At 66.6% G+C, this 14,040-nt stretch carries 11 protein-coding genes and 1 tRNA gene; 6 read left to right on the top strand and 6 right to left on the bottom strand.

All coding sequences use genetic code 11. The features are described 5' to 3' along the window. Positions 1 to 10: 10 nt before the first annotated feature. Complete coding sequence (locus tag M3G03_RS01855) at positions 11 to 664, bottom strand: aldolase (RefSeq protein WP_259807670.1); 654 nt, start codon at positions 662 to 664, stop codon at positions 11 to 13. Between the two features lie 19 nt (positions 665 to 683). Continuing rightward, a complete protein-coding gene (locus M3G03_RS01850) occupies positions 684 to 1,745 on the bottom strand; it encodes a hypothetical protein (protein WP_259807669.1) in 1,062 nt (353 codons plus the stop codon). Between the two features lie 45 nt (positions 1,746 to 1,790). On the opposite strand from M3G03_RS01850, the gene M3G03_RS01845 reads away from it, so the two are divergent. From M3G03_RS01845 to M3G03_RS01835, 3 genes are all read left to right on the top strand, one after another. Beyond that, a complete protein-coding gene (locus M3G03_RS01845; RefSeq protein WP_259807668.1) occupies positions 1,791 to 4,301 on the top strand; it encodes an RNA helicase in 2,511 nt (836 codons plus the stop codon). A 63-nt stretch (positions 4,302 to 4,364) separates the two neighbouring features. Next, positions 4,365 to 4,832, top strand: coding sequence for a YbhB/YbcL family Raf kinase inhibitor-like protein (locus tag M3G03_RS01840; protein WP_259807667.1), 468 nt, complete (start codon positions 4,365 to 4,367; stop codon positions 4,830 to 4,832). A gap of 115 nt (positions 4,833 to 4,947) precedes the next feature. Further along, a complete protein-coding gene (locus tag M3G03_RS01835; protein ID WP_259807915.1) occupies positions 4,948 to 6,096 on the top strand; it encodes a cutinase family protein in 1,149 nt (382 codons plus the stop codon). Between the two features lie 4 nt (positions 6,097 to 6,100). On the opposite strand, the gene M3G03_RS01830 is transcribed toward M3G03_RS01835, so the two are convergent. Next, positions 6,101 to 8,035, bottom strand: a complete 1,935-nt coding sequence (locus M3G03_RS01830; protein ID WP_259807666.1) for a DUF5107 domain-containing protein — start codon at positions 8,033 to 8,035, stop codon at positions 6,101 to 6,103. A 157-nt stretch (positions 8,036 to 8,192) separates the two neighbouring features. Between M3G03_RS01830 and M3G03_RS01825 the strand changes: the two genes are divergently transcribed. The 3 genes from M3G03_RS01825 to M3G03_RS01815 all read left to right on the top strand — a co-directional run bounded on the left by M3G03_RS01825 (position 8,193) and on the right by M3G03_RS01815 (position 10,735). Then, on the top strand, positions 8,193 to 9,809 hold the full coding sequence (locus tag M3G03_RS01825; RefSeq protein ID WP_259807664.1) for a beta-N-acetylhexosaminidase: 1,617 nt from the start codon (positions 8,193 to 8,195) through the stop codon (positions 9,807 to 9,809). Positions 9,810 to 9,903: 94 nt separating this feature from the next. After that, positions 9,904 to 9,986, top strand: a tRNA-Leu gene (locus tag M3G03_RS01820). Between the two features lie 266 nt (positions 9,987 to 10,252). After that, positions 10,253 to 10,735, top strand: coding sequence for a VanZ family protein (locus M3G03_RS01815; RefSeq protein ID WP_259807662.1), 483 nt, complete (start codon positions 10,253 to 10,255; stop codon positions 10,733 to 10,735). Here M3G03_RS01815 and M3G03_RS01810 read toward each other — a convergent pair. The 3 genes from M3G03_RS01810 to M3G03_RS01800 form a co-directional block, all read right to left on the bottom strand. Further along, positions 10,680 to 11,696: a MauE/DoxX family redox-associated membrane protein gene (locus tag M3G03_RS01810; RefSeq protein ID WP_259807660.1), complete on the bottom strand. Its 1,017-nt coding sequence runs from the start codon at positions 11,694 to 11,696 to the stop codon at positions 10,680 to 10,682. The two genes, M3G03_RS01815 and M3G03_RS01810, sit on opposite strands and share 56 nt — an antisense overlap. Before the next feature lie 102 nt (positions 11,697 to 11,798). Beyond that, positions 11,799 to 12,302: a hypothetical protein gene (locus tag M3G03_RS01805; RefSeq protein WP_259807658.1), complete on the bottom strand. Its 504-nt coding sequence runs from the start codon at positions 12,300 to 12,302 to the stop codon at positions 11,799 to 11,801. Positions 12,303 to 12,427: 125 nt separating this feature from the next. Beyond that, the gene (locus tag M3G03_RS01800) at positions 12,428 to 13,963 is read right to left on the bottom strand and encodes a polysaccharide biosynthesis tyrosine autokinase (protein WP_259807657.1); all 1,536 of its coding nucleotides are present in this window, start codon (positions 13,961 to 13,963) and stop codon (positions 12,428 to 12,430) included. Between the last annotated feature and the right edge of the window lie 77 nt (positions 13,964 to 14,040).

Raw genomic sequence — 14,040 nt, 5'->3', positions numbered from 1 at the left:
GACCTGTGGATTACTCTCCCGCCTCAGCGCTGGGAATGACGTCGCGGAAGCTCCGCGCGCGGTCACGCAGGTGGCTCAGGTTGCCGCCGTTGAGGGAATCCCCGATCAGGTTGGTGTCGGCAATGCAGGCCTGCGCCCCGGCCTCGAACCAGCGCCCGATCGCCCAACCCCCAAGCCCGCCGCGCGGAATCGTCACCACGCCGGGCAGCACCTGGTTCAGCTGGTCGGGGAAGGAACTGCCGAACAGGTCCGCCGGCATCACCTGCACCGCCGGGGCACCCAGCTTGGCGGCGCGTCCGATCTCATTGGGCGTCAGCGCCGCCGGGAGCGTCGCAATCCCCTGCCCCTGACCGTGCCAGACCAGGTCCGGGTCGTCATTGTTCAGCAGGATGAACGCCGGCCGTTGCTCCACCATCCGGGCCATCCGGTCGTGGTCGTCGACGTTGTACAGCCCGAAGTCGGCGCGCTCATCGAAGATCTCGCGCACCTCCGCGAACACGTCCAGGTCGCCTGAATCCAGCCCGAAGGTCCGCAGGCCCTCCTGCACCATCACTTCCAGCACCGGCACCAGGACGCCCAGACGCGCGTCGCGGTCGGCGTCCTCACTGCGTCGCCGGTCGAGCAGGACAATCAGGCGGGACTGCTGGATGCACTCAGGAAGCATGTCCCCATCCTCCCACCACTCAACGGCCCATCTGCGACCACATGTAGACCACGAAGGCGAGAACTGACAGGAAGAAGACGCCGAAGACGACCAGGCAGCCGATTCCGGCGCCGCTGAACCGCCGCCGAGCCAGCACCTGCGATCCGAAGGCCACCACGTCGGCGTGCTCGCGCACCTTCGAGTCGATCATGCGCTGGCTGATCCGCGAAATGTCGGAGACCAGGCCCTGCCCCACCTCCTCCACTGAGCGCCAGAACCGGGGCGACTCCAACTCGAAGGGCTGGGACGCGAACAGGCTCAATTCGTCACCCAGGATCTCCACATCCCACCCCGGGGAAAGCTGCATCAGCTTCTCCAACACGTTCGGCGGGAACAGTTGGAAGGCAGCCTGCTCGACGCCGGCTGGGACGAAAATCGTGAACCGGGAATCGAAGGGCTCCCCCATGCTCAGCGTCTGGCTCTTCTTGTTCAGGTGCGTGGCCGTCGCCGTCGAGGCAGCCCGCCGGTCACGCTGGTCAATGACCACCTGTGGGAGTCGACGCGGCAGCCGCCACGTCATGAAGCCCAGTTCATAGTGGCTGTCGCTGCTGTCACCGCTGCCCTCACTGGTCCACCGCAGCGTTCCCAGCGCCTTGAGCTGACCACTGGAGCGGACCAGGTCGAGCACCTTCTGCCGATCGCCCTGCCGCAACACGGTGGCGTGCAGGTCCTCCGGGACGCCCGACTGCTCAGGCAGGTAATCCAGCCCATTCGCGCGCGCGAAAGCGAGCAGGTGCGCCTCCCGGCGACGCAGGCCTCGGAAATTCCGTACGGCAGCCGTGACGATGGTCGCCGCCAGGAGCACGGGAAGCCCCCAGACCACCCAGGCCAGCAGCCCCGGGCCCTCGCCCTCAGGGGTGAACATCTCCAGCACAATCCGGCCCACATTGAAGGCAACATTGGCGAAGATCAGGGCTGCCACGACGGCGATGAGTCCGATCACCAGCGGTTTGGCACCGGGGGAGGTCGCCTTGCGGTGCTCCCTGGCGGCGCGCATCTCCTCAGCCGAAGGGGGCCGCTCCAGAGCTTCGGTGCTGAACATGCGATGAGGATAGTCAGCCAGAGGCCCTCCGCTAGGTTGGCAGGGATGAAACTCGACCTCAGCGCACTGCGCGGCGCGTCCCCCGACAATGTCTTCGAGCAGGTCAGCAACGCTGCCCTGGAGGACGGGATTGCGCTGTACCCGCACCAGGAGGAGGCGGCGCTGGCGATCCTGACCGGGGCGAACACGATCGTCACCACTCCGACCGGGTCGGGCAAGTCGCTGATCGCGATCGCCGCTCACGCGGCCTGCCTCGCCAGCGGCGGACGCTCCTGGTACACCGCGCCGATCAAGGCGCTGGTGAGCGAGAAGTTCTTCGCGCTGTGTGACGTCTTCGGTGCCGCGAATGTGGGCATGATCACCGGCGATTCCCAGGTGAACGCGGACGCCCCCATCATCTGCTGCACGGCTGAGATCGTCGCGAACATGGCGCTGCGCCAGGGGGCGGAGGCTCCGATCGACCAGGTGGTGATGGATGAGTTCCACTTCATCGCTGACCATGATCGCGGGTGGGCCTGGCAGGTCGGGCTGACCGAACTGCCCCGGGCACAGTTCGTGATCATGTCCGCCACGCTGGGTGACGTGAGCGAGCTGTCGTCCCAGCTCGAAGACCTGACCGGACGCGAGACGTCGGTGGTCAGCGGCGCCACGCGTCCGGTGCCGTTGGCCTATCGCTGGGCAATGACGCCCATCAACGAGACGGTTGACGAGCTCGTCGCGGCCCAGCAGGCCCCGGTCTACATCGTCCATGCGACCCAGAACCTGGCCTTCCAGCGGGCCCAGGCGATGCTGTCCACTCCCCTGGTCGACAAAGAGGGTCGCGCCCGCATCGTCGAGGCGCTGGGCGGTTTCCGATTCGGCAAGGGCTTCGGGACGACCCTCTCGCAGATGGTGCGTGCGGGCATCGGCGTCCATCACGCGGGGATGCTGCCCCGCTACCGGCGCGTGGTCGAGACGCTCGCGCAACAGGGGTTGCTCCGGGTGATCTGCGGCACCGACACCCTCGGGGTGGGCATCAACGTCCCGATCCGGACGGTGCTGTTCAACACGCTCACCAAGTTCGATGGGCAGCGCTCGCGGGTGCTGCGGTCGCGCGAGTTCCACCAGATCGCCGGCCGTGCGGGCCGGGCCGGTTTCGACACCATTGGTTACGTGGTCGCGCAGGCACCCGAGCATGTGATCGAGAACGAGCGTGGGTTGGCGAAGGTCGGAGACGACCCGAAGAAGCGCAGGAAGTTCGTCCGCAAGAAGCCGCCCGAGGGGTTCGTGAACTGGACCGAGGAGGGCTTCACCCGGCTGCAGAACTCGGTGCCGGAGACCCTGCACGGACGCATGCGGATCACCCACGCCATGCTGCTGAACCTGCTCGAACGTGACCAGGACACCGTCGAGGCCGTGGTGCACCTGGTCGAGAACTCCACCGGTGAGGAAAAGGCGCGAAGGAAGCTGTACCGGCGGGCGCTGGCGCTGGGCCGTTCCTTGATCAACTCCGGCACCGTGGTGAAGCTGGAGCAGCCGACGCCCGGGGGGCGGAAGTATGCGCTGTCGCCTGACCTGCAGCAGGACTTCGCACTGAACCAGCCGCTGTCGGCCTTCGCGACCGAGGTGCTGGAGGTGCTCGACCCTGAATCGCCCACCCATGCGCTGGACCTGGTCAGTGTCATCGAGGCGACGCTGGAGGACCCGATGCAGGTCCTGCTCGCCCAACAGTTCAAGGCGCGTGGTGAGGCAGTTGCCGAGATGAAGGCCGACGGCATGGACTACGAGGAGCGGATGGACGCCCTCGAGGACGTCGGCTGGGACAAGCCGCTCGACGAGCTGCTGCAGCACACCTTCTCCCTTTTCCAGCCGCGTCACCCCTGGATCGCGGAGGCCGCGCTCTCGCCCAAGTCGATCGTCCGTGACATGTACGAACGCGCCATGAGCTTCGGTGAGTACGTGGCCTGGCTCAAGATCGAACGCGTCGAGGGCCTGCTGCTGCGCTACCTCTCTGACGCCTTCCGCGCGCTGCGCCAGACGGTTCCCGAGCACCTGCGCACCGAGGACTTCGAGGTGCTGCTGGACTGGCTCGGCGACATGGTGCGGTTGACGGACTCCTCACTGCTCGACGAGTGGGAGGCGTTGACCCAGTGGGACGGGGACTCCGAGCGTCCCCAGGTCGTGGCGCGCGAGCACCACCTGACCACGAACGAGCGTTCGTTCACCGCGCTGGTGCGCAACGCCTTGTGGCAGCGGGTCGCGCTGATCGCAGCCGACAATGTGGACGCCCTGGAAGCGCTGGAGCCGGCGAACAAGGACTGGACCGGCGACGACTGGGACGAGGCGCTCGGCGACTACTGGGACGAGCACGACGACGTCCTGATGGACGCCGACGCGAGGTCGCCGAAACGGTTGATGATCGACAAGACGAATCCGCGGAAGTGGGTGTGCCGGCAGATCGTCAGTGACCCGGAGGGGAATCATGACTGGCAGATCCATGCCGTTGTGGACCTTGATGCCTCCGATGAGGCGGAGGCGCTGGTGATGGCGACCAGGGGGTTCGGTCAGTTGGGCTGACGCCGGAGCTCCCCCAGACCAGCTTGCTGATCGTAGGGTGGAGGGCAACGGAAGGAGCATGCAATGAAGCTTGAGAGCACCGGTATTCCCGCCGACAGCGAGATCGACCTCCGCTTCGCCGAGCCCGGCGTCGGCGGCCGCAATGTCACCCCCGACCTGACCTGGTCGGACGCCCCCGAGGGCACCAAGTCATTCGCCATCACCTGTTACGACCCCGACGCCCCCACCGGCTCGGGCTGGTGGCACTGGCTCGCGATCGACATTCCCGCGGACGTGACCTCGATCGGCGAGGGCGAACCGCTGCCGGACCCGACGCGCGAATGGGTCAATGATTACGGCTACGACGGCTGGGGTGGTCCCTACCCGCCGCCCGGCCCGGCGCACCACTACGAGTTCACCGTGTGGGCGCTGCCCAGCGAGAAGCTCGACGTGGAGGACGACGCCTCGAGCGCGTGGACCCGGATGGTGCTGATGGGTGAGGCGCTGGGCAAGGCCAGCTTCGTCGCCACCTTCGCCAACCCCACCAGCTGACCCCAAACCCCCGCTACTACGCGCCGTAGTTCTGCACTTGGACCAGCGACGTCGGTGGTCCAAGTGCGGGTTTACGGCGCGTAGTAGCGGGTTTGGTTCAATGGACGCCGTGAGCATGCGTCTTCCCATCGCTGCCCTCGCCCTCAGCCTCGCCAGCTGGGGGCTGGTTGCAACTCCGGCCCACGCCGCCGACGGGTGGAGTTCCGCGCCGGTCATCTCCAGCGCAGCCTCCAGACAGAATTGCGCTGACTTCCTGTTCGTGGGCGTCCGCGGGTCAGGCGAACCAGATGGGTTCGGGGCGACGATCACCGGCGTCCGCGATGGACTGAAGAAGCAGTGGAAGCGCGACGGCACCGTCCGGCAAGTCTGGCTGGACTACCCCGCTGTGGCACCGCAGACGCTGGAGAAGGTGCCGATGGAGTCGCTGCTGTTCGACCAGCCGATGCCATCAACCGAGTACTTCGACTCTGCGACAAGCGGCGGCGAGAAGCTGACCACCATCATCCGGGACGCCCAGAAGCGCTGCCCCCGCGAGCGCATCATCCTGGCCGGCTTCAGCCAGGGCGCCCAGGTCATCACACGTGCGCTGGCTGAAACGCGACCCGGCGATCGGCTGCTCGCTGCGATCCTGCTGGGGAACCCCAGCCACTACCCCGGCCAGAATGTCCGCGAGCTCGACGGGTCCGCGGACGACACTGCGATCGGCATGGGCGCGTTCCTGACCGTGACCCGGGAGACCGCCGCCGCGAAGTCCACTCGCCAGGACGCTGTCGAAGCGGTCCTGCAGCAGACCTTCGATGTCACCGAGGGGAAGGCTGATCGCACCAGGATGCGGGAGGCGATGACTCGCAGCGGCGACCAGATCCCGCCGGAGGCCTACCCCATCACCTACTCGGTCTGCCTGGCTGGCGACATGGTGTGCGACTCGGCGGAACCGATGAGCAATATCCTCGTCGCCGCCACTACCATGCAGGACGAGATGAACAGGACCCGCCCGATCCACCTCAACTACAAGAGCAACAGCATCAGGCACACCCTGGACGCGGTGGGTGCGGCCATCAACGCGGCGGAGCCGATCGAGGATCCGAAGCCGGCAGCGGGTCCGGCCAGGGTCCGGATCGAGCGGCTGCCCGGGCGTCCGAACTGGAAACTGACCGCCGAGGTGGGTCTTGGTGCTGCGGTCACCGGGTTCATCGCCGGCCTGCTCGTGGGACGCGCGAACCGCCACCCCGGCAGGCGTTCTCGCCGCCTGGAAAAGTCCTAGTCGCTCAGCCTTCTTCGACGTGGCCGCCGAACATCCGGAAGTCGTAGTGCGGCGGCAGCGGCTCCACGGTGCCTCGTGCTCGCTGGTAGTCGAACCAGAGCTCGTCCAGCGATCGGTCGCCCTCACGCAGGTCCGGCAGCACGAGGGGACGCGCGAGCAGCGCTTCGGCCGCCTCCAGTTCCCCGACATCGACCAGCGCACGACATTCGGCGAACGCGACGCGCGGGAGGACGCGCTGCCGCTCGGACAGCCTCGAGATCACATCGAGAACTTCGTGCGACTGGCCAGCCCGTTGCAGCGCCGCCAGGGTCGCGACGAGCAGACCGTCCAGGGCCGGCTCCTCCCAGTGGAACGCCAACGGCAGTGCTCGGGTGAGCAGGTCCGCCGCTGCGCCTGCGTCGTGCGTGGTGGCGGCCAGCGCGTGGAGAGCCTCAGCCGTGGGCTCGGCGTCGGCGCTCTGCTGCCAGAGTTCCCGAGCCAGCACCGTGTCGCCGACCGCGTGTTCGGCGTAGCCACGAAGCAACTGCTGCACCGGTGACGTCTCGGCCGAGCGGAGGCGTCCCAGCCAGTGTTCGCCCACGAGCACGGACCCCACCAGCTCGGGCGCAACGGCTCCGGTGCGGGCAAGCTCCAGCCAGCCCCGCTGTTCGGCCGTCATGGTCGAGGGGTCAAAGGGCGTCGCCGGGTCCTCGGGCAGGTCACCCACCGCCACCGCGAGGGCTCCCCAGGCTTGGTTCTCCTCTGCCCCGAAGGCGTCGAACTGCCCCACCGGGAGCGAGGCCAGGGAGACCAACAGCTCATGAGATGCATCCAGCTCCTCGGCATGCGCGGCCAGACTGCCGGCCGCCGCGACCGCATCACCCCACGGCCCACCGGCAGTCGCCGGATCAAGCTGCACCGCACGGTAGCTCTCCGTCCACGACCAGGTGTCCCCCGCCGGCAGCCGCAGGTGCTCCAGCTGGGTCGGGGCGAGCCCGGCCTGGATCTCGATGTAGGAGCCTTCACCACTCAGCCACCGCTGCCAAGCGCTCCCACCCGGCGAGTTGCCCCAGACGAACAGCTTTCGGCTACGCAGCCTCGCGGTGGACGCCTGCCCGAGCCCATACCCGTCGCCTTCAACGGCAGCGATCCACGGATGCTCGGCGTCGGTCTGGAAGAAGAAGTCGCCCGAGGCGGCAGCCTGGACGGGTCGCGAGATGTCGCGTCCCCCGTGCTCGGGCACCGGAACGACGTGCAGCTTGCCGACGTAACCGAAGTGGTAGGCGTGGTGGGCGTCCACCAGGACCCGGCTGGCCTGCGTCTGGGGAACGGCGATGTTCGACCACCAGTAGACGGGCCGATCGGTGTCGTGCGGGTTGTGCAGGGTGACGTGGGTGAACAGCGCCTCCGAGCCTTGGGGGAGGTGGACGTCAAGGCGCCAGACCAGTTCCAGCATTCGCTCGTAGGCCCACATCCTGAGCACCTGGACGCCGTCAGCCTCGACGACAGCAGCCGAGATCGGCTCGGAGGTGAGCGCCCAGTGACCGGTGACGCCCAGGTTCCACTCCACCCCGCCCGCGAACCAGGCATTGCGCAGGGCGAGGTTGCCGTGCTGGATCCAGTCGGGCTGGTGCAGCAGCTCGCGTCCGGGGTCCTTGTCGAAGAGGGACCACAGGCGTCCGCCGAGGTCGAGCAGGAACTCCGCGCGCAGGTGCTCGTTCTCCAGCACCGCGACGCGCATCTCCACGTCGACGGGGGTGCGGTCGTAGGCGCCCTGCTGCCGGTACGGCAGCACCGTGGCGGGGCGGGCCATGTGCTCCGAGCCGACGCCGAGGAGCTCTTCCTCCTCCGGGGTGGCCGGGCGCGCCCCACCGTTGTGCAGGATCGGCAGGCCCGGGTCCCGGTCGAGCCCCGCGGCGCGGACAGACGTGCGTACGATCTGGACCCTCGCCACAGCCATGCCAGCAACGTTAGTTCCCCCCATCTGACGGACGCCTCACCAACGCACAACAACGCACACTCGGTGATCGATTCGTTGACCGTCCCGAACGCGGCCAATAGCGTCGAAGGACGTATTCGCCCCTGGGCCGATCGCTCAGGACTCCCGGAGGATCACCTTGTCTCCCCACCCCGACGGAACCGGCCCGCAGCTCATCCCTTCCCCCAGCTCACTGGCCCTGCATGAGGGCCTGCTTCGCTTCCCCACCCGGGTGGGCGTCCGCGCAACCCCCGACCAGGTCGACACCGTGGTTGATCTGCTGTCAGTCGGCACCGGCCTGCGCCTTCATCCCGCCGAGGACGGCGCCTTCATCACCGTGAACACCCGCGAGGGCAAACCCGGCAGCTACTCCCTGACAACCAACAACGGGGGCGTCCGCATTCAGACAACGGACGCCGAGGGGCTGGTCAATGCCATCGCCACCCTTCGCCAGCTGATGCCCGACTGGGTCCACGGGCCGGCTCCACTGCCGGGGGCTGCGATTGAGGTGCCCTGCGTCGAGGTCGAGGACGCCCCGAGCTTCAGCTGGCGGGGTATGCACCTGGACGTGGCTCGCCACTTCATGCCGCTTCCGGTCCTCTACCGTTTCGTGGACCTGCTGGCGCTGCACAAGTTCAACCGCTTCCACCTGCACCTCACCGAGGACCAGGGCTGGCGTTTCGAGGTGAAGAAGTACCCCCTACTCACCACCATCGGCGCCGGACGCACCCACACCTTCAATCCACTGTGGAAGGACACCGACGGCACCCCTCACGGCGGCTTCTACACCCAGGACCAGCTGCGCGCCCTGGTCGGCTACGCCGCGACCCGTGGCATCACGATCGTCCCCGAGATCGACCTTCCCGGGCACGTCCGAGCCCTGTTGGCCGCCTACCCGCAGTTCGGTGAGCTGGTCGACATCCCCGACAACAACGAGACCCGCCGCAATCTCGGCGACCGCGAGAACGTCGCCACCACCTGGGGAGTCTTCCAGGAGGTCCTGCACCTCAGCGACGAGACCGTGGCGATGGTGGAGGACATCTTCACCGAACTGCTGGACGTCTTCCCCTCACCCTGGATCCACATCGGCGGCGACGAGTGCCCCCGCACTCAGTGGCAGGCCTCGGAAGCGTCCGCCAACCTGGCCCGCGAACGAGGCCTGGATGGGGTCGAGCAACTGCAGCCCTGGTTCACCGAGCACCTGCGCAGGTGGCTCGCCGAGCGCGGACGCACCATGATCGGCTGGGACGAGATCATGGACGACGGTGACGTCCCCGGCGCCGTGGTGATGGCCTGGCGTGGCATGGCCGCGGTCCATCGCGCGGTCGAGAAAGGCCACGAAACCATCGTGGCGCCCACGTTCCCGCTCTACTTCGACCACTACCAGTCCCGTTCCGACCTCGAGCCGTACGCCTTCAACGGACACAACCCGTGGCAGGCGGTGGCCGCCTTCGAACCGCTGGGGGACCTCTCCGAGGAGCAGCGCGCGCTGGTCCTGGGCCTCCAGGGGCAACTGTGGACCGAGTACATCCCCAACTCCCGCCGCCTGGAATACATGATGTTCCCCCGTGCCAGCGTCCTGGCCGAGATCGCGTGGAACACGGTCTGGCCGACGCCGCGCGAGATGGAGCCGCGACTGCGCCGCCATCTGCAGCGTCTGGACGCCGCTGGTGTCGAGTACCGCCCATTGGACGGCCCCCACCTGTGGCAGCAGGGTGGGACCGGGCGCTATGCCCGACCAGAGGGGCACCGGTGACCCGTGGAGCAGGGGTGACCACGATTTTTTAGGTCGTGGGGCCTGTGCTAGTCTTCTCGGGTTGGAAAAATCCAGCGGCTGGGAAACCAGCAATGCGCGAGTGGCGGAACGGCAGACGCGCTGGCTTCAGGTGCCAGTGTCCCTTGGGACGTGGAGGTTCAAATCCTCTCTCGCGCACGGTTGTCCTGGCTCAGGACGTAGGAAACCGGTGAACCCCTAGGCTGAGGGTTCACCGGTTTTCTTTTGTGTTGTGCGGCTGGCGGTCCCCCGTGGGGTCGAGGGTGAGCAGGGCTATGAGGTTCCTTGGTGCTTCCCGCCGATGCGGAGTGGGGGATACGTTCAGCGTGGCGTTCCATCAGACCGCACACGGGAAGCTGACCGGCCCCTGAACTCTAGGACTTGGCACAGGATCTGGTTTTCCTCCCGACTGGCATGATGGACCCATGCCGGATGCGACGCCAGCCCATGTCCATCGCATCTCCTGGCCGTTGTTGGCGCTGTCCCTCCTCGGTGTCGCCGCCTTGACACTGCTTCCCATCGGCTGGCAACTCAACCGCTTCGTGGTGTGGCTCTACTACAGCGGCCTGCAGTTGTGGCGCTTCCCGGTTCTCCGCGATATCTCCATGGACACTCTGGCCGTCATTCTCAATGTCCTGCTCATGGTGCCGGTCGCCTTCACGGCCATGTTCGCCCTGCCTCACGCCAGGTGGTGGCAACTCGCGGCGGCCATTCTCGTTCTTTCGGGGGCTATCGAGATTGCGCAGGCGGCACTCCCTCTCGGCCGCGAGGGGAGTATCTGGGACGTCGCCGCCAACGCGCTCGGGGGCGCCGCGGGCGCCGTACTGGCGGCCGAGTGCCGATCCCGATGGACTAGATCGCGTACGCCGCTTCCAGCTCGACAGACACGTCATCCACCAGCTGCCTGACGTCGCTCTGGCCCGCGACCGGCCCGCCCGCCAGCAGGAGGTCAGTCCCCAGAAGCACTGCTGAAGGCGTACCTTCGATGTTCAAAACGTGAGAGGCTGAGTGATCTACGTCGAAGAGCGCTTCAGGCAGGATCTTGATCAGAGACTCGTCGCGACTTCCCAAACCGTCAGGGCCCGAGGCCGCGAATACGGCGCGTACTGCCACGGCCGGCGCGAGCTGATCCGTCCACGCCGGGATGGACTGCAGCACTTCCACACATGATCCGCACGTGCTGCTCACGAATATCAGAAGCTGCGCTTGTGAGCCTGAGAGTTCTCGGAGGGTCACCTTCGTCCCATCTGGCCGCGCGACAGTTGCATAAGGCGTGGGCACGCGCACATACTCCAGCTCTTGTGCGCCAGCGTCGGACACGCTCGGCTCGGCGCGCTCCACCTTGCGGGAGCCTGCCGTAATGAGCCACCCGAGGGCAAGTACGACCACGATCAGGGACAACCACCCCCAGTCCTCGGAGGAGGCACGCATCCAACGCTCGACTGGTGATTGGTCATCCCGAATGGACGCGAGAACTGCAAACACCCCAAACCCCACGAGCAACACGTTTCTGACGGCGGTGCGCCACGTCACGTCACCCAGCCCGAGCTCTCCGAAGCATCCGCACGTCACAGCCTCGTCAAACCCAAGTGCTCGCACGATGATGACCAGGTAGACCACCATGAGTAGGAGGGCGGCGACGCTGGCCACGACCCCCACACCGCCTGGCAGCACCATCAGACCCACCGCGAGCACCAACTCCCCCCACGGCAAGGCGTCAGCGGCACCAACCTTGAGCAGCCATTCAGGGAGACGCAAAGAGCGGAAGGCTTGCCGAGCCGAACCGGGACTGCGGAACTTGCTCAGAGCACTCGTCGCCAACACCGTCGCAAGCAGCAGCGGCGCGAGCAGGTGGAAAGGATGCAACACGGAGCGATTCTAGCCCCGCGGCGCTCTCCAGCAGATTGCGAACAAAAACCGAGCGACGGACACCCAAAGATGGTCCGTCGCTCAGCGCGATAATCCGCAGCCTCAGCAGAGGGGCTCCTTCGCTTCCTCATTGAAGCTGGCGGAACCTGCTACCCCTTCGACAGTGTAGTAGATCGTTCCCTCGAGAGTCCTGCCCTCGCTGGTCGGCGCATTGCTGAATCCGAGCTTCAACTCGACCACCTCGCCCGGCTCGAGCGTGACAGACTTCACCAACTTTCCACCCACGACGAAACCGTAAGCGAAGGTCGATTCTCCGGTGATGTCCTGACCATCGGCGGTTGCGTCCACGCCGGTCAGGGTCAGCGTTGCTTGGGTGTTCCCCGTGTTCTTGAGGTTGAAGCTCACTCGATAACCCTTGAAGATGGGTTTGCACTTGTTGCCGGGCTGCTTGTAGCCGCTGCCTGGCACCACCGAGACCTCGATAACGGGCTTGGTGGGCGAGCTCGCATACGCAGGCGCGGCGCCGGCGACGGCAACGACGGGCACGCTCCAAGCAGCGCCCTTGGCAAGGGTGCGGCGGGACAGGCCGCTGGTGGTGTTCGACATGGTCTCCCCTGATTTATAAAGACTCAGCCCTAAGTGGGCGCTGTTGAGGACAGTAGCCCATGGACGGGCTCAAGGCAAGTCTCGAGATCACGGCGTGAGGTTTCGCACATTCCTCCGAGCTGGGGCTAGAACTCCGGCAGTGAGCGGCTGGGCCGAATGGGGTCCTCGTCGGTCACGACAGGATGCGTCCTGGTGTCATCATCCAGCGGCTCTTCTCGAACCCTCTTGCCGCGCCTCTTGGGCTGCTCGGTTTCCTGGTAAGCGTAGGAGGTGGAACCGTAGCCGCCGTGACCGTACATGACTTCCCCGAGCTCGCGCTTGGAGGCGCCGTTCATCACCGTGCCCAGCAGGTCCCCGCCCGCCTTTCGGATGATCTTGGCGGCCAGCGACACCTGGTCCTTGTACGTCTTGCCCACCCGCACCACCAGCAGCGCACCGTCGCTGGAGGCGGTGAGCAGACCAGCGTCGGTGACCGGCAGCACCGGCGGGGCGTCGATGATCACCGTGTAGCGCTGCCCCAGGGTCTTGAGCAGTTCGCTCATGTGGCGTGACCCCAATAGCTCACTGGGATTTGGGGGGATCCGACCAGCGGGGAGCAGCTTGAGATTGGCCGTATCAGTCTCCTGGAGCGCATCGGCCAGGCGCACCTGGCCCGCCAGGAGCTGAGTGAGACCAACCTTCCCATCGCGGGCAAAGGCGGTTGCCTGCATGGGACGCCGCAAGTCCGCGTCAACGATGACCGTCTGCTGGCCGGACTCGGCCAAGACGCGCGCGAGGTTGGCTGCCACCGTTGACTTGCCCTCCCCCGGGTTCGCACTCGTTACCACGATGGCCTTCGGGGGGGAGTCGACCTTCACGAAGCGAAGGTTGGTGCGAAGCGATCGGAGGGCTTCGCCTGCCACACCCATGGCCGCGACGTCCTTGCCCTTCTTGCGTTGCTTGCCCAGCTCGGGACTCTGGGGGATGACGCCCAGGACGCTTGCATCGGCCAGCTGCTCAACCTCATCCCCGACGCGGGCCCGGGCGTCCAGGGCCTTGCGCAGGTAGATCCACACGAGCGCAAGAGCGAGGCCGGCGACCAGCCCACCGGCAAGGTTCCGCAGCCAGTTGGGCGACGAGGGGGTGCTGGGTAGCTCGGCCGGCTCGAACCCCACCAAGGCAATCCGGGGACGCGCGGTGGTGGGGATGTCTTCCAGCTTTCCATCGGGCCCCACCGAGGCTGCCGCCGGGTTGAGACTCTCCAGCCGATTGACCTCTTCTGCGAAGGCACGTAGCCCTGCGTTGGCAACAGCCTGCGCCTTCTGCGGGGTATCCCCACCGGCAGTGATCAACACGACGTTGGTCCCCGGGAGCATCGAGGCACGGATGCTGCCCTCTCGGGCCCCCGAGGGATCGTTCTTGAGATGGTTCTGAATGCGTTGCCGCACGGCCTTGGTGTTGGCCAGGGGAAGGTAGGAATCGGCGATCCCTTGGGCCTTCGTGGGGTCGGTGTTGATGGTTCGCGTGGAGGAGCCACTCACGATGTAGCCGCTTGCGGAGGCGGTGTACTCAACGGGTTGGACGAAGGAGTAGGCCGCGGCAAGCGCCAGCCCAATGAGCCCTCCAAGCAAGAGCGTCATCCAACGCCGACGGAGAAGACGCACGATGTCGAGCAGGGTCACCGGTGTTCACCTCATGAGACAGGGCGCGCCCCTCATGGGCGCTTGACGGGCCGATTATAGAGGCTACTCGCCCAAAT

Source organism: Aestuariimicrobium sp. p3-SID1156, assembly GCF_025144225.1.
In the GTDB taxonomy this organism is placed as follows: Bacteria; Actinomycetota; Actinomycetes; order Propionibacteriales; family Propionibacteriaceae; genus Aestuariimicrobium.
The sequence above is the reverse complement of the archived record's forward strand: the minus strand, read 5'-3'. Positions and strand labels throughout refer to the sequence as shown.